The following is a 23,537-nucleotide window of genomic DNA, read 5'->3' as shown; positions in this document are numbered from 1 at the left end:
GAGCGATCACCTCTTGATTTGATAATAACTTTTATGGCTTGGGCTATATCAAAAACTAGGATAAGCACATCAAAACTAGCCATAAATTTAGGATAACTGTATAAACAGCAACCTATATATAGGTGATTAGGGGAATGAGATACGCAAATTTAACTACTCCTAAAGCAGCCGAAAATTTGAGCGATGACTTTAAGAATTAATCAGTAGGTTAAAGCTGAAAAATCAGTTAAAGTGTAGCTAATATTACAAAATCCTAAGTTTGATGAACTTTTTGCATATTAACAATGTTATTTTTGCATGATGGGGTAAATGTTGGTCATGATTAGTATTCCCAAAAGCGATCGCTACTGGCTAAAAAATGCCCATATTCCCTGCTGTTTATTGGAAGTAAGCCAACCGGACTGGTTAAGCCAGCAGACGCGGGAGGGGCTAATATTAATGGATGTGGAAATTGCATCGGGGAAAATCAGCCAACTGCGACCGGCTGGAAATAGGGAGGTGGCTGATATCCCCTGGGTAGACCTGCGGGGGGGACAGCTTTGGCCCTGTTTTGTGGACTTACACACCCATTTAGATAAGGGCCATATTTGGCAGCGATCGCCTAATCCCGACGGGACTTTTACCGGGGCGCTAAATACCGCGATTTCTGACAGTGAAAAATACTGGAGTGCTGAAGACATCTATCAGCGGATGGAATTTGGTTTAAAATGTAGTTATGCCCATGGAACCCAGGCTATCCGCACCCATTTAGACTCAGCCGGAAAACTCACAGAAATTAGCTGGGAAGTATTTAACAGTCTGCGGAAAAAATGGTGCGATCGCATATTTTTGCAAGCTGTATCCCTCGTATCTCTGGATTATTACTTAACCCCCCAGGGAGAAAAACTAGCCGATAGAGTAGCAGAAATGGGTGGTATTTTAGGGGGTGTCGCTTATATTAACCGTGACCTTGATCAACAAATTAAGCGAGTATTTGACCTAGCCAAAGACCGGAATTTATCCTTGGATTTCCATGTAGATGAAAATGGCGACCCTGATTCTAACACCTTATATAAAATCGCCGAATATGCAGTCAAATCTCAATTTGAGAATCCGATAATTTGCGGTCATTGTTGCAGTTTGGCAGTGCAGACTCCTCAAGTAATTAACCAGACCATTAATCTCCTCAAATCATCTAATATAGGCATTGTCAGCTTGCCGATGTGCAATTTATATCTGCAAGATAGACAATATGATAACCATTCACATACACCCCAAACTCCGAAATGGCGAGGTGTGACACTTCTGCATGAATTAAAACAGGCAGGAATCCCCGTAACAGTGGCCAGTGATAACTGTCGTGATCCATTTTATGCCTTTGGAGATCATGATGTTTTAGAAGTCTTCAAAATGTCAGTCAGAATCGGTCATTTAGATCATCCCTATGGTGACTGGCCCCAAATCGTCACCCAAACCGCCGCCGACTTAATGGGATTATCAAATCGAGTTCGGCTTGGGGTCGGCATTTCCGCCAATCTCATCGCTTTTAAAGGCAGAAATTTCAGTGAATTACTATCGCGATCGCAGCATGATCGGGTTATCATCAGAAATGGTGCATCAGTATCAGCCTCTATTCCCGACTATTCTGAGTTAGACAACTTAATAACTAGCCACTTCAGAGAATAGCCGTTACCATGAGGAAGAAAGCCTCAGCCTTTAACTCATTGTCAACTGTATATTTTATGTTTGATACTGCCAATGTATTGACTCTCACCTATGACTGAGCCATCATTTCAAGCTAATACAACTAATCCTGTCAAATCTTCCCAGGCTACAACAGTGATGAGTTGGGGGTTAATGTCCCTATTGATATGGCATACCAGCACACCTATCAGCCTAGCCCAAACTCAACCTTCTATCCCCACCATTACCCCCGCCTCAATTCGTGTTCCTGATGCCTATACCCTCGGTCCAGGAGATTTGCTAAGGGTAGATATTCTCGATGTTCCTGAATACAGTGGCGAATACCTAATTTTGACTGATGGCACACTCAATCTGCCCCTAATCGGTCAAATTAGTGTAGCTGGGCTATCAGTTTCTCAACTGACTGAGAAAATTTCCGCCGCCTATACTCCCTTTGTACAGCAACCATTCCCCAGCGTGAGAATTATTACACCCCGTCCCATTAGCATTGCCGTTGGGGGCGAGGTGCAACGACCAGGAACATACATTCTGCCCCTTTCTACCTCTAACACCGTTGAGCGACAATTTCAGTTCTATACAGTAACTCAGCTTCTCCAGCAGGCGGGTGGGATTACTCAATCAGCAGATATTACTCAGGTTAAGGTGCAGCGACAAGACCCCATTAGGTTAAATATTGTCGTCAACCTCAAGGAATTGCTGGAAAATGGAGATTTAAGCCAAGATCTGGTTTTGCGCGATCGCGATACAATTGTAGTACCTACCGCCGAAAATCTTGATCCTGTCGCTATTCGACAGATTAATTCTGCTAATTTTGCGCCGGAAGAGGTCGCCCCTTTTCAGGTAGTTATCGTCGGGGAAGTATTTAATCCGGGAACCTATATGATGGGGGAAGGAATGGCCAATTTACCCGAATTACCGACCATTACTCAAGCTATACAAAGGGCGGGAGGTATTAAGCCTCAAGCTAACCTGCGTCGCATTCAATTACAAAGACTTACTCAGGCGGGTGAATTAAAGACTATAACTGTCGATTTGTGGCAATTACTGACCACAGGTGATGCTACTCAGGATATTAGTTTACAGCCGGGAGATTCTATTATAATTCCTACCGCTAGTGCAGTGCCTCCCGATGAGATTATTTCCCTAGCAAGTGCTAGTTTCTCCCCGAGAACTATGATGGTTAATGTGGTGGGAGAAGTGACACAACCGGGGGCGCTTCAAGTACCAATTAATACAACCCTTAATCAAGCTATCTTGGTGGCGGGGGGGTTTAATCGGCGGCGGGCGAATACTGGCTCCGTGGAACTTCTGCGTTTGCGTCCTGATGGTACGGTTTCCCGTCGTCAAATTTCTATTGATTTTCAAGCCGGACTAAATACACCCAATAATCCCGTTTTACAACGAGATGATGTGGTGGTGGTGAATCGTTCAGCTTTAACTGAGGCGGCTGATACTTTTGAAGAAGTGTTAAGACCTGTGGGTGGTCTAATTGGGGTCTCAGCTTTACTGAATATCATTCATATTTTAACAGAGGATAGAGATAATAATGATTAAATTTATTTATAAGATTTTGGTCTTGTCTATAAGAGGTAATGGTTATGGATTTTAGTAATATTGAACACCGAGAATCTATTGATTTAGATTTGGGCAGATATTTACAAACATTGAAACGCCGATGGTTTTGGCTGCTGGGGGTTTTTGTGCTAACTGTATCTGGGGCTGTATATGCTACCCAATTCTTGAGCCCAACTTATCAAAACTCAGGCAAAATTTTATTTAAGGTAGACCGCACTTCTTCTTTAGCTGGTATTGGTGAAGGGTTGGGGGAATTGAAAGCACTATTGGCGGATCAGACTCCTTTGAGTACCCAGATAGAATTAATGCATTCTAATCCTTTGCTAGAAACTGTGATTGAGCGCTTGAATTTAACTAATGAAGATGGTGATCCAATTTATCCAGAGGATATTAGACGCAATTTAGATATTAGAATTATCGGCGGGACGGATATTGTTCTGTTAACCTATCAAAGCAAAAATCCTCAAGAAGTTGCTGATGTGATTAATACCATTATGGAGGTTTATATTGATGCGAATGTGTCTGGTATTCGACAAGAAGCCTCGGGGGCAAAAGAGTTTATTCAGGAACAACTACCTAGGGTACAACAGGAGTTGTTTCTGGCGGAAAAATCTATTCAAGATTTTAAGGAAAGAAATGAGATAGTAGACCTGGGAACGGAGTTTGCTATATCAGTACAGGAAATGGCGCAGTTAAATCGCAATATTACTACCTTAGAAGCTGAATTGAATGCGGTACAATCTTTGGTTAATTCCTTGGGAAATCAAGTGGGTTTGAACCTGGAAGAGGCTATAGCGGTAAATACTTTAAGTCAGTCTCCGGTGGTGCGATCGGCTTTACAAGAATTGGAGAACGTTGAGGGTGAGTTGGCTCAGGAACAAAGACGTTTTCGAGATGAAAATCCCCGGATTATTTCTTTAAAGGGAAAGCGAGATAATCTGGAGAGTTTGTTACAGAGAGAAATTCAAGTTTATTTGGGTAGTGGCAGAGCCTTTTCTCGCGGGTTGCTCAGGGTTATGGATGTCAAAAATAACAAGATTGAAGAGTTTGTTAATGCGGAAATTAGGCGAATGGATTTGACTAAGCAGCTTGACTCTCTCTATGAGGCGCGTGATGGTTTGGAAAGAAGAGCTAGTATCTTGCCACAATTAGAACAACAACAGCAGGAACTTGAGCGCAAGGCTGAGGTGGCTCGTCTGACTTATCGGACTTTACTACAAAATCTTGAGGAAGCRCAAGTGGCAGCCAATAAGATTACCAATAATGCCAGAATTATCGAAACAGCTAACGTTCCAGACGAGGGAAGAACGGCAAAATTACCGTTGTTTGCTTTGGGGGTAATGGGGGGATTAGTCGCCTCAACTACTTTATTACTGTTAATGGAAATGGGAGATAAATCTCTGAGGACGGTGGCGGAAACTAGGGATTTATTGGGATATACTTTGTTGGGTATTATTCCTTCTTTTGCAGCTCCGCCTTTTTACCGCTATTTTACCGGAGGCGATCGCTCTTCTGTACAGGTTCCAGTAGTGGATACACCCGGTTCCTTAATTAGCGAAATTTATCGGATGATTCAGGCTAATTTGAAGTTTTTGGGCTCCGATCGCAAGGTGCGGGTAATTGTGGTCACCAGTTCCGTACCACAGGAGGGAAAATCAACGGTTTCCGCTAATTTGGCGGCGGCGATCGCCCAGCTTGGACATCGGGTGATACTCATTGATGGGGATATGCGACAACCGATTCAACATCATATCTGGGGTTTAACTAATGCGGTGGGATTAAGTGATGTACTCGTGGAAGAGGCGACTCTTTCCGAAGCCGTGAAGCCGGGAATTGACCAACTCGATATTTTGACCGCTGGGGTGACACCACCCAATCCGTTAGCACTTTTGGATTCTCGACGCATGACTTCCTTAATTCGGAATTTTTCGGAGGAGTATGATTTTGTAATTATTGATACACCACCATTGGTATTAGCCGCCGATGCTTTAACTTTAGCTAATATGGCTAGTGGGGTGTTAATGGTTGCTAGACCCCGAATTCTTGACCGCGATAGTGCTAAATCGGCTAAGGAAATATTAGGGCGATCGGGTCAGCGGATCTTGGGGACAGTGATCAATGGGATTAGCAAGAATGAGTCCACTAAGTATTTCTATCATGCTCAACGCTATTTCCCTCTCCAAAAATCCCATCGGCGCGATCGCTCTGGGTCCCCACAGAAAATATCTTCTAAGAATTCTTCTTAGATATCAGACCACCCCGATACCCGGTTAATTAAGTCTGGGGACTCCCTCAAATCAACAACTTTACCAAAACTTTACATAATCTACATTAATTTTTACATTTCTATCTGACTTTCACTAATCAAAATGCTATGATGCACAGCAGGTAACAGGGTGTTGATTTAGACAAAAAACATCAATATTTTAATGGAAAAATACTTAAAATATGTGGAATCGAGTTTTACGGTTTTTGCCATTATTCACTATAGCGCCAACTGGTTGCCTCTGATTTTATCTGGAGGCGCAAGCGAGGGTGATGGTACAGATATCAATTCCTTTGATTTTAGATTAAATGTTCTGCTGTTTCTGCTGACTTATTTAGTTTCTGTCGCTTTACTCTTGCTGCGGTGGAAAAAGTTTTTAATTGCTGCTAAAAGAGGGCCGGTTATCTGGGTGATGATTTTGATTGCGATCGCCTCCTATTTCTGGTCAGATTTTCCGGCTCGTACCCTCAAAAGTTGTATTGGCTTAATTGGAACTACACTATTTGGTATTTACTTAGGTAGTCGTTATACCCTCAGAGAGCAACTTAAACTTTTGTCTTTGTCCTATGGAATTATTGCCGTCCTTAGTTTTCTTTTTGCGATCGCATTACCGCGTTATGGCATTGAACAAGCCGTTCACTATGGGGCTTGGCGAGGCATATATAACCATAAAAATCTTTTAGGAAGAGGCATGACATTAGGTGGTATAGTATTAATTTTATCACCCGGTCTTTTTGAGAAAGGAAAACGCTGGATGGCTCATGGGGCGATCGTCATTGCTTGTTTGCTATTGGTCATGGCAAAATCATCAAGTTCCCTGATTAATTTTACAGTTTTATTTACCAGTATCATAGCCTATCGGGTGCTGCGATTTCGCTATATTTTACTGATTCCTTCATTTTTAGCCATTGTCACTTTAGGGGGTACTATTTTTTATATCTATACTGAAAATATTGATGAAATACTGGGATTAATTGGTAAAGACCCAACCCTTACCGGTCGTACTGAACTGTGGGTTTGGGCTAGAGAAATGATTGAAAAACGTCCCTATTTGGGATACGGTTATACCGCTTTTTGGCAGGGATTAGATAGTGCATCAGCCTATATTATTAGATCTGCAAGATGGCCGGTTCCTTATTCCCATAATGGAATACTCGATATGTGGTTAGACATCGGCTTATTAGGTGTTATAACTTACTTTTTAGGGTTTACAATTAACTTGTTAAGGGCAGTTTTTATGGCCCGATTTAGTGTCGGAATAGAATCCTTTTGGCCCTTAATATTTCTAACTTATTTACTATTAACTAATGCAACTGAAGGAGGTATAATTTCTCAAAACAGTATATTCTGGGTATTATATACAGCTTTATCAATTTCAATTATGGCACCCATTGAAAAACCAAAACCATCTCATCCTCAATTTGATGCATCAAGATCATCAAAACTACTCCCTGACTTGAATTGATTTAAATCTCAATTAAAATTATGAAGATCACGTCTCAACCTCCTGGCTCAGAATACAGCTTTTGTTTGATTACACCGAGTTATGCACCGGACTTTGAGAGATGCCAATTTTTGTGTTCTACAGTTGATAAATTCATACCTTCATCAACAAAGCATTATATTATTGTTGATCGAAAAGATTTATCAATGTTTCAATCACTCCAAAATAATCGCACAGAAATTCTAGTTGTTGAAGAAGTGATTCCTAGGTGGATAAAAAGGATACCTTTTGTCAAAAATGGTTGGTTTAGCTTCAAAAGTCCTCCCATTAGTAACTGGCTGCTTCAGCAAATTATTAAGCTGTCAGCGGCTAAATTTGTGTCTGAAGATGTTTTGATGTTTGTAGACTCAGATGTTGCCTTTGTGCGTCCTTTAAATCCACAGGAACGATTTGTTAAGGATGGAAAAATTCGCTTTTATCGAGAGCCTAACTCAATTCCTCGCCTTTGGGAGTCTCATTATAGTTGGTATAAAACTGCTAGTCAATTACTGATTACTCCCATGATGGATTTTCCGGATCCTAACTATATTGGTGACTTGATTACCTGGAAAAGAGATAATATTTTCAAATTATATGAACACCTAGAGAAAGTGTCTGGACGTTATTGGGTGGAAACCATCTCTAATACTTGGAATTTATCTGAGTATATCCTCTATGGAATGTTTTGTGATTATATTCTAGCCCATGAAGCAAATCATTATATTGATGAAACCTACCCCGGCTTACGCTATTTTGGGACAGAAAATTTATCAGAACAACAAATCAAGGATTTTTTGTCTGAAATTGAGCCAGATTATGTCACAGTTATGATTTCAGCCAAAGCTGGTATTCCGATTAAACGCTATCAAAAATTACTGGAAAACATTAATTAGTGTGAAATCAAGTAAACTATTTTTCTAGGATTAAATTAATTGTAATGGATACAGACACTCAAAAACCTAAGTTAAAAGCAGCCGTTATTGGTACCGGGTTGATTTCTAAGGAACATCTCAGTTTTTTGTCTACCTCGGAAAGGGCTGATTTAGTAGGAGTTTGTGATATTTCCCAAGCTGCTGCTAACTATGCGGTTAAAAGATTCGGTGCTGAAACTGCTTATACAGATTATCATCAAATGCTAGAGCAAGCCCAGCCGGATGTTGTGCATATTTTAACACCGCCTCAAATCCATAAAAAAATGTCTATGGATTGTCTGAGTGCTGGGGCTCATGTGATTTGTGAAAAGCCGATAACTCCCACTTATGATGAGTTTAAAGAACTATGGGATTTTGCTAAAAAATGCGATCGCCATTTAATCGAAAACCAAAATTATCGCTTCAATCAGCCCATTCTAGCATTGCAAAAGCTAGTTGAAGATGGAACCCTAGGAACAATCGGCGAAGTAGAAGTCCGCATGGCATTAGACATCCGCAGTGGTGGACGATACGCAGACCAAAATCTACCCAGTCCAGTCCATAAACTGCCAGGGGGTGTAATTCATGACTTTATTACCCACTTGTGTTATCTTGCCTTATTATTTATACCAACTTTTGATTACGTCAAAGCCGGATGGAATAATCATGGTGGCGGCAATTTATTTAAGTATGACGATTTAGATGCACTGATTTTTTCCGGTCATCAACATACTCGCATACGGTTTAGTGCTTACACTCAACCCGATTGTTTTTCCGTGACAGTTCGCGGTTCCTTGGGTTATGCAGAAGTTGATTTATTTCAACCCTATATTCGCTGTGTAGTCCCTCGTGCCGTTGGTAAACAGCTTTCCCCTTTGGCTAATCAGTTTGCTAACGGTTGGACTTTCATGAATGCCAGCTTTACTAACTTTCGTCGGAAACTTTTACAAAAGACTCCCTATGAAGGTTTACATAGTTTATTAGAGCAGACTTATCAAGCCTTACAAGAAGATAAGCCGCTACCAATTAGCTTTGAAGATATGGATAAAACCAGCCGTTTAGTTAACGCATTAATTGCCGAGGAGAATCATCTATGAAATTGTTTATCACTGGCGCATCTGGATTTTTAGGACAGTATATTGTCACGGAAGCCTTGCGACGGGGACACCAAGTAAAAGCCGTACTTCGTCCCCAAACTGATGAGACCAAATTCTCTTGGTTTAATCATCCTAATGTAGAAATTGTCCGCATAGATTTAAGGCAATCATCAGGCTTGGTAGAAAGTCTGCAATCTGTGGATGCTGTCATTCATTTAGCCGCCTCCAAGTCCGGGGATTTTTACACCCAGTTTGCTGGTACAGTCATATCTACAGAAAATGTCTTAATTGCTATGCAAAAAGCCGGGATTTCTAAGCTCATAGCCATTAGTACCTTTTCAGTTTATGATTATGTAAAAATGCGATCGCATCAAATTTTAGACGAAGATTCTCCCATTGAAGCTGACCCCTTAAATCGTGACGAATACGCTCAAACCAAGCTAATTCAAGAACAACTTTATCGAGATTTTGAGCGAGATGGTGGACAAGTTGCCATTATTCGTCCGGGGATGATTTACGGTCGAGATTATCTTTGGAATGCTTGCTTAGGTGCCGAAATAGGGGATAGTGCCTGGTTAAGAATCGGAGGTAATGCAATTATGCCTTTAACCTATGTCGAAAACTGTGCCGAAGCCATTGTCATCGCCGCCGATAAAGAGGCAGCCTTTGGACAAACCTTAAATATTATCGATGATAATTTACCTGCTCAAAATGTCTATGCCCAAAAACTCATAGAAACCATGGATAAAGTCCCCAAAATATATTTTATAAACTGGTTTTTTATGGGATTAATTGCCAATATGGCTTGGCTATTTAACCGCGTATTTCTTGAGGGTAAAGCTCGTTTACCAGGTATTTTAGTCCCCGCCAAACTACAAGCTCGTTTTAAACCACTGCGATATAGCAATCAAAAGGCTAAAAAGATTCTAAACTGGCAGCCCACCTATTCCCTAGATCAAGCCTTTGAACGTTCCTCTAGCACCGAATATTTATTAGCAGTTTCTGTACCAAAATCAAGTTAGTCTAAAGTTAAATTTGGTAGCCATTCAAGACGTAAATCACGAAAAATATATGTCATATTTTACTAATTTGCAAGAACAAATTAAGAAAATCACGCAAAAGTCATTAGTCCGAAATACTTTATGGATGTTTTTGGGTAAAGTCATCAGTATTTTCATGCAAGCTACATACTTTATATTGATTGCTAGACATCTGGGTTCTGAAAATTTTGGTATGTTTATGGGAGTAACAGCACTAGCCTCGATCGCTGTTCCATTTGGAACATTAGGTAGTACAGATATTTTAATTAGAAATGTTTCAAGAAATAAAATTTTATTTAAAAAATATTTGGGTGATGCTCTTGTAACAACTTTTTTTTGTAGTTTTTTTGTAATTTGTTTATCATTTTTAATAGGCAAATTTATTTTGCCAAAATTTATTCCTAACGTCTTGATTTTATCCATACTTATTTCTGATATTTTAGGATTGTCTATTTGGAATATATGTTGTGGCGCTTTTTTAGGACTTAATCAGCATAAAAACACGGCTAAATTACAGATTTTTTATAATTTTGTGAAAGTCTTATCTGCTATAGCTTTAGTTATATTTTTTGATGATCCTAATGCTATCAATTGGTCTATTTTATATGTTTTTGGTACAACAATAACGGCAATTTTTTCATTCTTTTTTGTTTGTTTTTCTCTGGGTTTTCCTGAATTAGAATTATCCCATATCAATCACAACATTTTTCAAGGTATATACTTCTCTCTAGACCGATCAGCTGCCAATATCAATTCCAGTATTGATAGAACCATGTTAAGCAGTCTTTCAACTCTAAGTATAACTGGTATATATTCTGCTGCTTATAGATTGATAGAAGTTGGCTATATACCAATTTTAGTAGTATTTAGTTCCACATACACAAAATTTTTTGAAGAAGGTGCTTTGGGTATTAGTAATGCTTTTAAATTTGCCAAACGTTTGATTCCGCTTATCTCTATATATGGTATTTTTGTTTTTATAGGTTGTATATTTTTTGCGCCTTTTATACCTTATATTTTGGGAGAAAGCTATATAGATTCAGTGCCAGTATTATACTGGTTAGCTCCCATGCCACTAATTATTGGTATGCAATTAGTGGCAGCAGATACCCTTACCGGATCTGGATATCAAAAGTTACGAGGGTTGGTTCAAATTAGTGCAGCTTTAATTAATATTAGTTTAAATTATTTTTTAATCCCCATCTTTTCATGGAGGGGTGCAGCTTGGGCGACCTTAACTACAGATTCTTTGATTCTCCTGTACTACTGGGGTTCACTCTGGCGACTGAATTATAAAAAATTAAAAAATTCTAGTTAACTTATTGTTTGATAATAAGCTGGTGCGTATTGATAAGTATCATAATGTGGCAACAATGGTAGCGCTTGCAACTTAATTGATTAACTACCTTAGTTACTTGTTATTGAGCAAAATTTGATGGACATTAACATGAAAATGATTATGTTGATGGAATTCAAAATATCACATGGGAGAAATTTTTAAGATGAACAACATATCAGATTTTTTTGACAAAATTTATGTGATCAACTTACCTGAAAGGGTTGATAGAAGACGTGAAATGGAGAAAGAAATCAAGAGTATAGGATTAAATTTTAATTCTGAAAAAGTAAAAATTTTTCCCGCCCTCAAGCCCACCGAAAAATTAGCTTTTCCGAGCATTGGTGTGTTAGGATGTTACCTGAGTCATTTAGAAATTATTAAAATTGCTAAAAGAGACAAACTCAGTCATATATTAGTCATGGAAGATGATCTAGCAATTTCTAGTAGATTTTGTTCTGTACAAACACAATTACTTGATGAACTTAGTCAAGTAAATTGGGATCTATTATTTCTAGGATATTTTGCTTATCATAAATTAAAGCTATCAGACTATTATAATTTTTACGACCCCGAGATATCAACAACTTGGACTCACTTAAAAAAAACTAATTATCCAACATTAGGTACACATTTTTATGCTGTTAATCATACAGCTTATGATCCTTTGATATTCTTTTTAGAAGAACTGTTGAAAAAACGTTCTCAAACTTGTTTTTTTGAAAAAGATCCTAATTTTGATGACCTGGATGGAGCCTATATTGATACTGCATATTATCTATTCCGAAAGCAAAATCCTGAAATTGTATCTTTAATTGTATGTCCGTCTCTTGGGTGGCAACGGAGTAGCCCCAGTGATATTAGTCCTAGGATGATCAGCAGTTATTTAGATCAAGTTGTATTTCTCAAGCCATTGGTAAGTTTTCTAAAGTTAATCAAATTAAAATTAAAGAAGACTTTAGATTATCTAAAGCCCGAGTTATTTGATTGGTGGGATATTTAATTGGTGCGAAATAATGGTGACTCAGACTAAAAGTAAATTAATCGTTTATATTCATTCAATTTTTTCCAATAAACTGTATTAGTTAACTACCACATATTTTGTATATCAAAAAATGACTTTAAAATCATCATCTATGCACTTAATTGCTTTAGAAAATGAACCCTCATCAACTCTTGGCGGTCAAGAGTTAAATCTACTGGAAATTTGTCAAAGCCTGGCTAATCGTGGACATCAGGTTAGTTTGGTTTACACCAAAGAAGGAGACCTCCTACAAACCTATGGCCAATTCTGCCAAGATTTAATTCCGGTCAAACGCTACCAAGCTAACCGCAAAAATCCCCTTGATATGGTCAAATTTGCTGTGGATTTTTTTAATGATATTTCTCCAATCAAAACAACTTTAGATTCCATTATTTTGTCTAATGAGTTTAGTTCTGTATTTTGGGGCTATGGCTTATCAACTATCAAAAAAATTCCTTTACTCTCTTATTTGCAACTACCAGGAAACTCTTTGAGATTCAAGTGGCGACCCGGATTGTCAGGGGTGGATAAATTTATAGCTGTTTCTCAAGCAACTAAAGACAGATGGGTTGATTTTTGTGGTATTGATCATCAAAAAATTGATGTGGTTTATAATGGTATTGACCCGCAAAAATTTAGTCCCCACTCCGTTGATGAGTATCAGCAATTATCCCTCCGTCGTGATTTTAATATCTTAGGAAACAGGCGAGTTTTTTCGTTTCTGGGGAGAGTCAACCCTAATAAAGGAATAGAAGTCCTAATTAAAGCCTTTGCGTTACTGGCAAATCACCAACCAGATATTTGTTTATTAATTGCTGGAAATGTGATTTTGGAACCTACAGAAGATTCACCAGCAGCGCGTATTCACTACCTTAAATTTTTAAAAGATATGGTGGATGACCTAGGGATTAAAGAATTAGTCCAGTTTATAGGTCATGTTCCCAATACACCGGATCTTTATCGGGTTAGTGATGTTACCATTGTTCCTAGTATTTGGCCTGATCCTTGTCCGAGGGTGGTTTTAGAATCTTTATCAACTGGTACGCCTGTGGTCGGTAGTAGAGTCGGGGGAATACCTGAAATGATGACAGGTGAATTAACCCGTTATTTGGTTGAACCTGGTTCTCCTGAACAATTAGCAGAAGTTCTTAACCAGGTTACTAATTGGCGAGATGATGACCCGGAACTGGGCCGGCGTTGTCGTGATCATGTACTGGATAATTTTAGCCCTAAAGTTATGATTGATCAGATGGAGATGGTCTTATTGAGAACGATTAATCAATACGATCAACATTAATGATTGTGGGTCTTTTTTAATGGTCAAGTTTCAATGGGTTACTATTTGGGGGTTTGATTGGAGGTAAGCAGAGAGTCAATTTGAGAGAGGAAATTCTCAATGACGGGAGATCCAAACATTGACTCTAGTAAAAGGCGATCTGGGATGTTGGGTTGCTGTTCAGCCAGACAATTGAGAATTTCATTAGTGTATGATGACGCATCAGATGCTACTCGGAAATATGGTTTCGCGGCTTCTGGTAAACCTGACAATCCTTTGGGTCGAGAAACAATGGGTTTACCGATCGCCAACATATCAATAGATTTGATACTAACACCACTTCCAGTAGCTACAGGGTCGATTAATACTCGACCAGAACGGTAAATTTTGGCAGCAGATGGCGGGTTAATTATTAATTCTAATCCGGGTTTATTTTGACAAATATCTTTGATTTTTTGCACGGGGTTGGAACCGGAAATCAGAACTTTAATACTAGGCGATCGCTGTTTTAACATTGGCCAGACTTCCTCCACAAACCAAGTCACACCCGCCACATTATTTTCCGAGTTCAAATTCCCCAGAAAAACCACATCATAGGCAGGTTTTTCCGACTCAGAATCAGTTAAGTTATCCTCTTGATTATGGTAGTCACTAAATTCGATTAAGGGAGGCAAAAAGTAGCCATTATCAAATCCTTGTTGTTGCCAAAATTGTAAATCATCTCGGGAAATATCATAAAATGCCACACTTTTTTTTAGCAAGGATTTCTCGAATTTTTCTAAGTGATTAATAGATAATAATCTCACCAGTTTTTTAGTGCCTTTTGCACATTGAAAATAATAGCGATAATGTAAATGTTCAATATCATGTGATCGCACAATCATGGGAATATCCAGAGAGTCACTCAATTTAGATGCTACCCAACCACTATGAATCTGATCGCAGAGAATCACATCAGGCTTAAAAGACCCAACAGATGTCAAAATCTCCCTCCATTTCTCACCTCTAACTATTCTCGATGTCACTTCTAAAGGGTATGATAATAAAGCGATCGCCCGCCGGAGATAAGAACCCATACCACGCTCATAAATAATCAGATGAAAGTCTTTCACATATTGATTAATAACCTGCAAGCTATCGCCATCTACAGGCGTACCAGACCAACAGATTAACTGTATTTCCGTTCCCAATTCCGCCAACATTTTCAGCCGTCGCCAGACATCAACTCGGCCGCCATGAATAGGAGGATAGGGAATTTCCATCGCTACAATAGTAATTTTCATTTTGTCTCCTCAACCCATAATTAACCCATCAAATTATTGTAGCATATTCTAACCGAAACCTCTAGTTTGTAAGACCCACCCAGCATCAAGTAGAATCAGATAGCCTTAATTAATTAGACAAAGATAATGGCTGATGATAAATCGGGCTATATCCCGGCAAAATTTTGACCGTATCTTGAGCCACTCTTAAAGTCAAAGACAGACGCACCTTCCCACTGCTATTGTAAACCGAACGATGGATAACTTGGTCAGTAAATAAAACAAATTCCCCCGCCTTCAAAACCACCGGGATAACTTGGTTTTTCACAGAATTAGGAACCTTGTAGAAATGATTACCACTGAAAGGGTCCGTAATTTGCTTGGGACAATTTTCCGCTTCAGTTTTGGGGATATATTCAAAGCCATTCCTGTCAGTAACTTCAGTTAAAGCAATATAGATATTAATAGTTTTGCCTTCCCCAGCCAATAATTTAGGGTAAATATCTCGATGCCAAAATGGGATTAATTGACGGGAGGGATAATTAACCCATAATTCCGAACGCCATAGGCGCAAATTATCCCCCAGATGTTTTCTGATAATCGCCAATAAGTTCTCGTCCTTACATAACTTTAATAATTCAGGCGAATCTAAATGTCTTTCCATGTAAAACTGTCGCTTATAACATTGCACGAACAACAACATAATCGAGCCAAATTGTAGTTTTAATAACGCAGTTAATGCCGAAACCAATAAAACTTTAATCGGTGGCTTAGGTAAGACTTCCTTAAAAATATGTTGGCGAATTGTAGCGATTTCTTCCGGGGTTAATTTTAAGCTATAGGGCCCCCAAACTTCATCACTACCATCATAATTAATGGTCTGGGTTCCCACAGGTTTATTGCCACCAGTCCAATCTAAACTTTGTTCCCACAATTGTTGACATAACTGATTATTTAAAGCTAAGGGAGGCAAAGGAATTTCCTTGCCTTTGGGGTCAAAAAACTTACCTGTGATTAATTCACATTCGGGAAAAGTAGCACAGAATAAGCTACTATAACAGCCTTTTTGGGGGCTAATTCCGATACCCAAAAACTTACTCAAACGATGACCGATGGTAATATTAGATTGGACAAAGCCGGGATGCACGGCGTTAACAGTGACATGGCTTGATTGTTGAGAAAGTTGTCGGGTTAACAGTAATAAACAGAGTTTAGATTGATTATATAATTCGATAAAGTTGAAGGGGGTAGATTTCACAAATAAATCCCATTTAATTGTCGTGGGTTTTAAGGCGAGGTCTGAAGACACCATAACCACTCGACTAGGGGCAGATGTTTGTAATTTCTCCCAGAGCAAATAAGTCAGCAAAAAATGCCCCAAATAGTTAGTACCCCAAATCACCTCAAATCCTTCTGGGGTGACACCGCTACCATTGAATATTCCGGCATTATTGATTAAAATATTTAGGGGTAAGTTTTTGGCTAAAAACAGTTCAACGCATTGACGAACAGACTCCAGGGAAGCCAGATTTAAGGGCAAATATTCGATGTTAGGGTTGCCAGTTTTTTTAGAGATATAAGCAATTGCTTTTGTAGCTTTGGTGTGGGAACGACAAGCAATAAAGACATGATAGCCTAATTTAGCTAAACCCACCGATGTCATTAACCCGACACCGGAGTTGCCACCTGTGACAATACAGACTTGCATAAATTTATAATTTTTAGTTAAGATGAGCAGATAAAAATAGGGGAGGGGAGCGATTTCCTCCCACTAAATTATCGAATTAAATTGGGGTGTTAGCCTAACTTTAAATCTACGGCAATGCGGTGGGCACAGGCGAACCCAGAAAAGGCGACAGCATTTAATCCTTGACCAGGAAAGGTGCTATCTCCAACGCAATACAGACCGGGAATAGCGGTGCGATTAAAAGGCATTCCTAGGAGTCCCCGCAGTTGGCGGCTAGGAATAGGGCCATAGGTTCCGTCATCCCGGTTAAGAAAGCGACGGTGCGATCGCGCTGTTCCCACTTCCATATAATCCAAACCCGCATCTAAACCGGGAAAAATCTTCTCCAGACGGTCTACAATTCCCCAGGCTGCCTCCTCTTTTTTTTGTTCATATTCTGTCGGTGGTAAATCTTCCCAATTATCAATCCAACTAGGGGTAAAAGCATGGATGATATGATAGCCGGGCGGGGCTAAATCGGGGTCAAGGAGGGTAGGAATAGAGACAAAAATTGTCCCCTCTGGCTCCTCCATTTTTTGCCAATCTTCAACTATGATGTGGTGACAATCTGTTTCTGGTGTTAAAACGGAGGCTTCTACCCCTAAATGTAAGCTCAGAAAACTGGGCGATTTCTGATAGCGTTTGCGCCATTTTTTCTCAGAAGATGGCATCATTTTTTCAGGGATTAGTTTACCAAAGGTATCCCAGCGGGTAGCATTAGAAACAATGCGCCGAGCGCGGTAAACCCTACCGTTAGTGAGTTCAACCCCCACAGCTTGCCCATTTTCTATTAAAATCTGTTTAGCCCTGGCTTTGTATTGAATGGTTCCTCCGGCTTTCTGTAAGCCTTCAGCCAGTTTTTCGGCGATTTGACCTACTCCCCCCTTGGGGTAGTTTATCCCACCGTAGTGGCGGTCAGAAAACACCATCCCAGCGTTAATCATGGGAGTCAAGTCAGCGGGAACCACAGACCAGCAGTAACACTCAATATCAATAAATTTGAGTAATTCTGGGTTGCTGATGTGTCGTTTGGCGACTTCGCCCACATTTTTGGGTAGGTATTGAACCAGTCCCAGACAAGCGCCTGGGTTCTGGAAGAAAACCCGCATCAGATAACGGGGTTCCTCCAGGGACAGGAGTTCCATGGCGTTCAAGCAGTTAAAGACCTGCCAACATTCGTCATAAAACTTACGAATTCCTTCTCGTTCATCGGGGAACTTTTCCCCTAGTTCTTGCAAAAATTTCTCATAATCTCGGTGAACTCTAACTTGGAGTTCCCCAGGTAGGTGGTAGTTAATTTGAACTGGGTCGGGGATAGTTTCTAATTTGACGTTAACAGCTTCTAGGGCGCGGGTGAGCAGGTTAGTTGTGCCTTGGTCACCAAATCCAAAAATCATTGATGCTCCGACATCAAATCGATATCCCTCTCGCTCAAAGTAACCAGAACTACCACCGGGGATGATGTAACTTTCTAGGACAAGTACATTCGCGCCTTTGGCTGCCAGTTGAGTGGCTGTGACTAAGCCTCCAATACCGGAACCGATGACAATTACATCAAAGTCTTGAGTCGGTAGGGGTTCATCAGCAAAGGACTGGTGGGTAATAACAGGCATCGGATCAACTCTCTTCCAGAATTTCCTGACTCTACAGTGTAACGCTTCACCATACTTGTATAACGTTCACAAGCGACAGTTCTGTGATCACAATGATGAGATCAGCCCTGCCCCAGCCATTTTAACAAGAAATGCGGGAACGGTTTTTTTATCAACCGCCCCCGTCTGCCGATCCTTTAGATTTGAGAGGAGAACACTGAGAATCTACTTTAGACTTGTTAAAAATAATTGTCAATAAGTCTGTAACATTTCTTAAAACTATGCGGGGGTAGTCTGACTGGGTAGGCGGGGGAGTATGATGGAAAGGAAAAGCCGAATTTGGTTAACTATCCCGCTAATGACTCTGCAACTGCGCGTTTACGTCCCTCCCCACCCCCTAATTAAGCATTGGTTGGCGATCGCCCGTGATGTCTCAACTCCGCCCGCCCTATTCCGCAGCGCCATGACGGAACTGGGACGGTGGCTAACCTACGAAGCGACTCGCGATTGGTTCAGCACCGTGGAAGCTACGGTACAAACTCCCCTCTGTGAATGTCCAGCTACCTATATCAACCCAGAAGCGCCTATGGTGGTTATACCCATTCTGCGGGCGGGATTAGCTCTGATGGAAGGTATCCAAAGCGTCGTGCCGTTAACGTCGGTGTATCACCTGGGAATGGTCCGCGACGAGGAAACCCTACAAGTGAGTTGCTATCTCAATAAACTTCCTGATGGTTTTGACCCTCAAACCCGGTTAATCGTTAGCGAACCGATGCTGGCTACGGGGGGAACGATTATGGCGACTATGGCTGAACTGACCAAGCGGGGTATTGATCCGGGGTTGATGCGAATTATCTCGGTGGTAGCAGCTCCCCAAGCCTTGCAGTCCCTTAGCCAAGAATATCCTAGCCTGCAAGTTTATACGGCTATTATTGATCAAGGTCTCGATGAACGAGGTTTTATTGTTCCTGGATTGGGAGATGCGGGCGATCGCACTTTTGGAACTTAAATTTTTGATGATGAGGTGAATCTAAAACTATGGCTAATCGAGAAGGCTTTACCAGCGGACTGGTATTAGGGGCTGCTTTAGGAGGTCTCGTTGGTGGTGTATTGGGGGTTGTCCTCTCTTCGCGACTATCTGGGGATAACTCCGACAGCACTAATTCCCTAGGAGAAAATCAGCGCAACCGCAATAAAGGCGATCGCTTGACCCCCGAAAATGTGGAAACAGCCCGTTTGAACTTAGAAGACAAAATTTCTCAACTCAATCAGGCGATCGATGATGTACGCCATCAACTTGGGGGAGTTAATGGGACTATCTCTGCTGAGATTCACGAATCACCATCAGCCGAAGATATCTAGCATCAACTACCGCCCAAAGTATGATATAATTAGCTGCTACAGTTTACATTTTCATAAACCCCAGTTAAAAGTCAATCATACTAATCACTCAGGGAGACGGTCGAACCAGCCCAGATTTTAGCTAGTTGACTATTCCCAGACCCTTGAGGTCACACCATAAGCCATTTCCCAGTTATTCGGAGATATCCCATGAGTTCACCATTGTTTCTACTTGCCAATACAGTTGCACAATTCCTGAACATTTACATGGTTCTAATTTTTATTAGAATCCTGCTTAGTTGGTTCCCCAATGTGAATTTATACGATGGTCCTTTATCCATTATTACCCAACTAACTGACCCTTATCTTAATATTTTCCGTTCCTTTATTCCCCCCTTGGGTGGCATTGACTTTTCCCCCATCATTGCCATTTTCCTGCTTCAGTTTGTGGCTCAAATTGTGCCGAGTTTACTTTACAGCCTAGCCTAAAGTTTCACACATCTGTAATCTGGGTGCATTTGTAGTGTTGTGGTTAACCAATTAACTACAAATGCCCAGGGTTGTCTGTCATCAATATCAATCATTGAACCCAGGGTCATATCTGCTCAAATTATGGGTTTATTGTGGTTACGAACTCAGCATAATTCCCAAGAATGCCACCACCCCTAAAATCGCCAGAATCACAGCCACGGTCAGGGCTTGAGATATTCTAGGAGTGTATAAATAGTCATCTCTACAGATGCGTTTAAGTTCTTGGCGGTGGTCAATAGAAGCTGTAATTAGTGCTAAAGTTCCCAAGGCGATAAACGAAAGACCGAGGAAGCGAGAGAGACGCAGAGGATTAAGGTAAGTGTCTCCTGTTTCTTCGTAAATAACCGTCACAATTTGGTCAATACCAAAGCCAAAGCCTATCAGTGATAAACAGGTACGAATCCACGCCATTAAAGTCCTTTCAGAAGCAGCGCGGTTGCGTTCTTTCGCCAACTCATTATTCAGATTTTTGGGCTGTGGGTTAGGGTCAATTGAGGTCATACTTCTGAGAAAATCAAGGTAGATAATATCCGGTTAATTATGTTAACCGCTAGTGTTTAACCAGGGTAATGGCTCAGGAGAGATTTAGCCAGTCATCAGCCCTATTTTTAAAACATTTAATCATGGGGGTCTACCAGTTGCGAAGTCTGACTAATTTATGTTAAAATGAATGGATTTTTTCGCCGTGGGTCAGGCTGGTTACGACTAAAAAACCTTGAGATGGTTCCCTGATCTCAGGGGAAAGTGCTATAGTTAAATCTAAGCCTGAGTCAATATATGTAATCAGTTGAGTATTTTAGCTGATTAAGTTTATAGACGATCGCAATTTAACCGAGTTTCCCTGTGTGAAAATCGGAATACAGAAGCCGATATTTGACGAGGTTAATGCCAATATAACACGGTGATTTTAACATAACACAATCTGATTGTTCTCAATATAGATGCTAATATAGGAGCCTCGCCGATGACCATGACCCATGACCCCCGCCAAGACATCCATCACTTACAAGGATTAACTCCCCCAGAGGTAGAAACAAGTCGCCAAACTCACGGTAGTAATGTCATGACTCCCCCCCCAAGGGAACCAGCTTGGCGGCAATTTTTGGGAAAGTTTGATGATCCGGTGATTCGGATTTTGATTATTGCGGCGGCGATCGCCATTAGTTTAGGAATAGTTAATGGCAATTATGTAGAGGGAATTGGTATTATTGTGGCGATCGCTTTAGCTACTACCCTAGCCTTCCTCAACGAGTATAAAGCCAATCAAGAATTTGATATTCTCAACCGGATGAATGATGAAGTCCCCATCAAAGTCATCCGAGATCATAGTTTTACCACCATTCCCAAAAAAGATATAGTAGTCGGTGATCTGGTCATCATCGAATTAGGGGACGAAATCCCCGCCGATGGTCAATTAATTGAAGCCGTTTCGCTGCGGGTAAATGAAGCCAGCTTAACCGGAGAATCGGAAGCCGTCAAAAAGTTAGCATCATCAGAATTAGTAGCCAGTGCGGAACTTCCCGATAGCGCCTATCCTCGTGATCGCCTATTACGAGGAACAGTAGTTACAGACGGTCATGGAACCTTTCAAGTAACCGCTGTTGGCGATCGCACAGAAATCGGTCAAACCGCGAAATTAGTGTGCGAAATCACCAATATAGACACCCCCCTAAAACAGCAATTAGATCGCCTCAGTCGCTTAATTGGAGTCCTAGGGTTAGCCATTGCCGTTTTAATTGATATAGCCTTAGTAGTGCGGGGTATCGTCACCGGAAACCTTAACCTGAGCCTAGGACAGTGGTATATAGTCGCCCTAGCTGTTAGCAGTTTAATCATTATCCTAGTTAGGGTATGGTTACCCATTGTTTATGATGGCTTAGAAATCTCAGGTTCTCAGGCGACCGTGCCAGAATGGTTAGAAGATGATCACGCCATAGGCTGGGTGAAATCAAGTTTAATAGGTTTGTTAATTTTTGGAGTGGGAATTGCGATCGGTTATGGAGGCAATTTTATTCCCCGAAATCTTAGTGATTGGATTCCCGCATCAGCCGCCACTGAGTTTGTCACCTACTTTATGATTGCGGTGGCGGTGATTGTCGTCGCTGTCCCCGAAGGTCTGGCGCTAAGTGTCACCCTCAGCCTCGCCTATAGCATGAGGAAAATGACCAAACAAAATAACCTGGTGCGAAGGATGCACGCCTGCGAAACCATTGGGGCGGCTACGGTTATTTGTTCTGATAAAACCGGAACTTTAACCATGAATAAAATGCAGGTACAAGAGATAAATTTTCCCAGTTTCAGCAACAATATTCCCAGTGATTTATTAACCGAAGCCATAGCCGCCAACAGTACCGCGAACTTAGAACAACATGAGAACCAAAAATCTAAGGCGATCGGGAATCCCACGGAGGCGGCGCTGTTGTTATGGTTAGAACAAAATCAGATTGATTATCTCTCCGAACGCAATAGGTTTGAGATTAAACAACAACTAGCTTTTACCCCCGATCGCAAATATATGGCGACCCTAGGAAGATCCCCTATCGATAACCAGGAGATCATGCACATTAAAGGAGCCCCCGATATTGTCCTAGGTCATTGCTATTCGTATTTGTCAGAAAATGGGGTAATTTCCCTCACCAAAGAAACCAGAAGATTGATTTCTCAGGAGTTAAAAAACTGTGATGCGGGGGGAATGCGAACCTTGGGATTTGCTTATATCCCTCAACCCCAACTCGAAGGGGATGATTTGAATGTAGAAGATCGCCAAGATGTGGTATGGTTAGGATTCGTGGCGATCGCCGATCCGGTACGTCCAGAAGTTCCCGAAGCCGTCCGCCAATGTCGCCAAGCCGGAATTGATATTAAAATGATTACCGGGGATAGTCTGCTAACCGCCGCCCAAATTGGTAGTCAAATTGGGATTATCGATGAAAACGACACCAGCGAGGCTTATATTACCGGAAGCCAACTCAGAGACATGGATGATGAACTCGCCAGCAAAACCCTGAAAAAAGTGCGGGTAATAGGTCGCGCTCGTCCTCAAGATAAACAGCGCATCGTCCAGCTATTACAGGCTCAAGGAGAGGTAGTAGCCGTTACCGGAGACGGAACCAATGATGCGGCGGCTCTGAATCAAGCCCAAGTCGGTTTAGCCATGGGTAGCGGCACTTTTGTCGCCAAAGAAGCCAGCGATATTATCCTGTTAGATGACTCTTTTCGCAGTGTCAAACAGGCAGTTTTATGGGGGCGATCGCTCTATCAAAACATCCAGAAATTCATCTTGTTTCAACTCACAATTAATGTCGTCGCCTGCATTATTGCCTTGTTAGGACCTTTTATCGGCATTAACCTACCCTTTACCGTAATTCAGCTTTTGTGGGTTAATCTGATTATG

At 41.0% G+C, this 23,537-nt stretch carries 18 protein-coding genes; 14 read left to right on the top strand and 4 right to left on the bottom strand.

From position 1 onward, the window contains the following. The first annotated feature begins 318 nt into the window (after window positions 1-318). The 10 genes from B9T16_RS05655 to B9T16_RS05610 all read left to right on the top strand — a co-directional run bounded on the left by B9T16_RS05655 (window position 319) and on the right by B9T16_RS05610 (window position 13,712). Window positions 319-1,665: a cytosine deaminase gene (locus B9T16_RS05655; RefSeq protein WP_035735875.1), complete on the top strand. Its 1,347-nt coding sequence runs from the start codon at window positions 319-321 to the stop codon at window positions 1,663-1,665. Between the two features lie 90 nt (window positions 1,666-1,755). Further along, window positions 1,756-3,237 carry an SLBB domain-containing protein gene (locus B9T16_RS05650; RefSeq protein ID WP_035735867.1) on the top strand — a complete coding sequence of 494 codons (1,482 nt, stop codon included), beginning with the start codon at window positions 1,756-1,758 and terminating at the stop codon, window positions 3,235-3,237. Window positions 3,238-3,281: 44 nt separating this feature from the next. Then, on the top strand, window positions 3,282-5,504 hold the full coding sequence (locus B9T16_RS05645; RefSeq protein WP_006620069.1) for a GumC family protein: 2,223 nt from the start codon (window positions 3,282-3,284) through the stop codon (window positions 5,502-5,504). Between the two features lie 183 nt (window positions 5,505-5,687). Continuing rightward, window positions 5,688-6,989: an O-antigen ligase family protein gene (locus tag B9T16_RS05640; protein WP_410244285.1), complete on the top strand. Its 1,302-nt coding sequence runs from the start codon at window positions 5,688-5,690 to the stop codon at window positions 6,987-6,989. 20 nt (window positions 6,990-7,009) lie between these two features. Continuing rightward, window positions 7,010-7,900, top strand: a complete 891-nt coding sequence (locus B9T16_RS05635; RefSeq protein ID WP_035735871.1) for a DUF6492 family protein — start codon at window positions 7,010-7,012, stop codon at window positions 7,898-7,900. 44 nt (window positions 7,901-7,944) lie between these two features. Beyond that, window positions 7,945-9,015 carry a Gfo/Idh/MocA family protein gene (locus B9T16_RS05630; protein ID WP_006620066.1) on the top strand — a complete coding sequence of 357 codons (1,071 nt, stop codon included), beginning with the start codon at window positions 7,945-7,947 and terminating at the stop codon, window positions 9,013-9,015. After that, window positions 9,012-10,037 (top strand): NAD-dependent epimerase/dehydratase family protein, encoded by a 1,026-nt coding sequence (locus tag B9T16_RS05625; protein WP_006620065.1) that lies wholly within the window; start codon window positions 9,012-9,014, stop codon window positions 10,035-10,037. Before B9T16_RS05630 ends, B9T16_RS05625 begins: the two co-directional genes overlap by 4 nt. A 13-nt stretch (window positions 10,038-10,050) precedes the next feature. Continuing rightward, on the top strand, window positions 10,051-11,373 hold the full coding sequence (locus B9T16_RS05620) for a flippase (RefSeq protein ID WP_235181440.1): 1,323 nt from the start codon (window positions 10,051-10,053) through the stop codon (window positions 11,371-11,373). A gap of 166 nt (window positions 11,374-11,539) precedes the next feature. Beyond that, window positions 11,540-12,394: a glycosyltransferase family 25 protein gene (locus B9T16_RS05615; protein ID WP_006620063.1), complete on the top strand. Its 855-nt coding sequence runs from the start codon at window positions 11,540-11,542 to the stop codon at window positions 12,392-12,394. 112 nt (window positions 12,395-12,506) lie between these two features. Beyond that, window positions 12,507-13,712 (top strand): glycosyltransferase family 4 protein, encoded by a 1,206-nt coding sequence (locus B9T16_RS05610; RefSeq protein WP_315642771.1) that lies wholly within the window; start codon window positions 12,507-12,509, stop codon window positions 13,710-13,712. Between the two features lie 41 nt (window positions 13,713-13,753). Here the strand turns inward: B9T16_RS05610 and B9T16_RS05605 are convergent, their stop codons facing one another. The 3 genes from B9T16_RS05605 to crtH all read right to left on the bottom strand — a co-directional run bounded on the left by B9T16_RS05605 (window position 13,754) and on the right by crtH (window position 18,292). Beyond that, window positions 13,754-14,974: a glycosyltransferase gene (locus B9T16_RS05605; RefSeq protein WP_410244284.1), complete on the bottom strand. Its 1,221-nt coding sequence runs from the start codon at window positions 14,972-14,974 to the stop codon at window positions 13,754-13,756. A 109-nt stretch (window positions 14,975-15,083) separates the two neighbouring features. Then, window positions 15,084-16,661 carry an SDR family NAD(P)-dependent oxidoreductase gene (locus B9T16_RS05600; RefSeq protein WP_006620060.1) on the bottom strand — a complete coding sequence of 526 codons (1,578 nt, stop codon included), beginning with the start codon at window positions 16,659-16,661 and terminating at the stop codon, window positions 15,084-15,086. 89 nt (window positions 16,662-16,750) lie between these two features. Next, window positions 16,751-18,292 carry a carotenoid isomerase gene (crtH, locus tag B9T16_RS05595; protein WP_006620059.1) on the bottom strand — a complete coding sequence of 514 codons (1,542 nt, stop codon included), beginning with the start codon at window positions 18,290-18,292 and terminating at the stop codon, window positions 16,751-16,753. Window positions 18,293-18,629: 337 nt separating this feature from the next. On the opposite strand from crtH, the gene upp reads away from it, so the two are divergent. The 3 genes from upp to B9T16_RS05580 all read left to right on the top strand — a co-directional run bounded on the left by upp (window position 18,630) and on the right by B9T16_RS05580 (window position 20,101). Next, on the top strand, window positions 18,630-19,280 hold the full coding sequence (upp, locus tag B9T16_RS05590) for a uracil phosphoribosyltransferase (RefSeq protein WP_006620058.1): 651 nt from the start codon (window positions 18,630-18,632) through the stop codon (window positions 19,278-19,280). Between the two features lie 29 nt (window positions 19,281-19,309). Beyond that, window positions 19,310-19,633 (top strand): hypothetical protein, encoded by a 324-nt coding sequence (locus tag B9T16_RS05585; protein WP_006620057.1) that lies wholly within the window; start codon window positions 19,310-19,312, stop codon window positions 19,631-19,633. Between the two features lie 189 nt (window positions 19,634-19,822). After that, window positions 19,823-20,101 (top strand): YggT family protein, encoded by a 279-nt coding sequence (locus tag B9T16_RS05580; protein ID WP_006620056.1) that lies wholly within the window; start codon window positions 19,823-19,825, stop codon window positions 20,099-20,101. Between the two features lie 138 nt (window positions 20,102-20,239). On the opposite strand, the gene B9T16_RS05575 is transcribed toward B9T16_RS05580, so the two are convergent. Next, window positions 20,240-20,644 carry a YidH family protein gene (locus B9T16_RS05575; protein WP_410244283.1) on the bottom strand — a complete coding sequence of 135 codons (405 nt, stop codon included), beginning with the start codon at window positions 20,642-20,644 and terminating at the stop codon, window positions 20,240-20,242. Window positions 20,645-21,107: 463 nt separating this feature from the next. On the opposite strand from B9T16_RS05575, the gene B9T16_RS05570 reads away from it, so the two are divergent. Next, window positions 21,108-23,537, top strand: a 2,430-nt coding sequence (locus B9T16_RS05570; protein ID WP_410244282.1) for a cation-translocating P-type ATPase, incomplete at its 3' end; no start/stop codon positions are given.

The sequence above is a fragment of the Arthrospira sp. PCC 8006 genome, assembly GCF_046480465.1.
In the GTDB taxonomy this organism is placed as follows: domain Bacteria; phylum Cyanobacteriota; class Cyanobacteriia; order Cyanobacteriales; family Microcoleaceae; genus Limnospira; species Limnospira platensis.
The sequence above is the reverse complement of the archived record's forward strand: the minus strand, read 5'-3'. Positions and strand labels throughout refer to the sequence as shown.

What these genes read in the sequence shown, in the direction of transcription:
- B9T16_RS05655 (WP_035735875.1), top strand. Translation starts at nt 319, where the DNA reads ATGATTAGTATTCCCAAAAGCGATCGCTACTGGCTAAAAAATGCCCAT.
- B9T16_RS05650 (WP_035735867.1), top strand. Translation starts at nt 1,756, where the DNA reads ATGACTGAGCCATCATTTCAAGCTAATACAACTAATCCTGTCAAATCT.
- B9T16_RS05640 (WP_410244285.1), top strand. Translation starts at nt 5,688, where the DNA reads ATGGAAAAATACTTAAAATATGTGGAATCGAGTTTTACGGTTTTTGCC.
- B9T16_RS05635 (WP_035735871.1), top strand. Translation starts at nt 7,010, where the DNA reads ATGAAGATCACGTCTCAACCTCCTGGCTCAGAATACAGCTTTTGTTTG.
- B9T16_RS05630 (WP_006620066.1), top strand. Translation starts at nt 7,945, where the DNA reads ATGGATACAGACACTCAAAAACCTAAGTTAAAAGCAGCCGTTATTGGT.
- B9T16_RS05625 (WP_006620065.1), top strand. Translation starts at nt 9,012, where the DNA reads ATGAAATTGTTTATCACTGGCGCATCTGGATTTTTAGGACAGTATATT.
- B9T16_RS05615 (WP_006620063.1), top strand. Translation starts at nt 11,540, where the DNA reads ATGGGAGAAATTTTTAAGATGAACAACATATCAGATTTTTTTGACAAA.
- B9T16_RS05610 (WP_315642771.1), top strand. Translation starts at nt 12,507, where the DNA reads ATGACTTTAAAATCATCATCTATGCACTTAATTGCTTTAGAAAATGAA.
- B9T16_RS05605 (WP_410244284.1), bottom strand. Translation starts at nt 14,974, where the DNA reads ATGAAAATTACTATTGTAGCGATGGAAATTCCCTATCCTCCTATTCAT.
- B9T16_RS05600 (WP_006620060.1), bottom strand. Translation starts at nt 16,661, where the DNA reads ATGCAAGTCTGTATTGTCACAGGTGGCAACTCCGGTGTCGGGTTAATG.
- crtH (WP_006620059.1), bottom strand. Translation starts at nt 18,292, where the DNA reads ATGCCTGTTATTACCCACCAGTCCTTTGCTGATGAACCCCTACCGACT.
- upp (WP_006620058.1), top strand. Translation starts at nt 18,630, where the DNA reads ATGACTCTGCAACTGCGCGTTTACGTCCCTCCCCACCCCCTAATTAAG.
- B9T16_RS05585 (WP_006620057.1), top strand. Translation starts at nt 19,310, where the DNA reads ATGGCTAATCGAGAAGGCTTTACCAGCGGACTGGTATTAGGGGCTGCT.
- B9T16_RS05580 (WP_006620056.1), top strand. Translation starts at nt 19,823, where the DNA reads ATGAGTTCACCATTGTTTCTACTTGCCAATACAGTTGCACAATTCCTG.
- B9T16_RS05575 (WP_410244283.1), bottom strand. Translation starts at nt 20,644, where the DNA reads ATGACCTCAATTGACCCTAACCCACAGCCCAAAAATCTGAATAATGAG.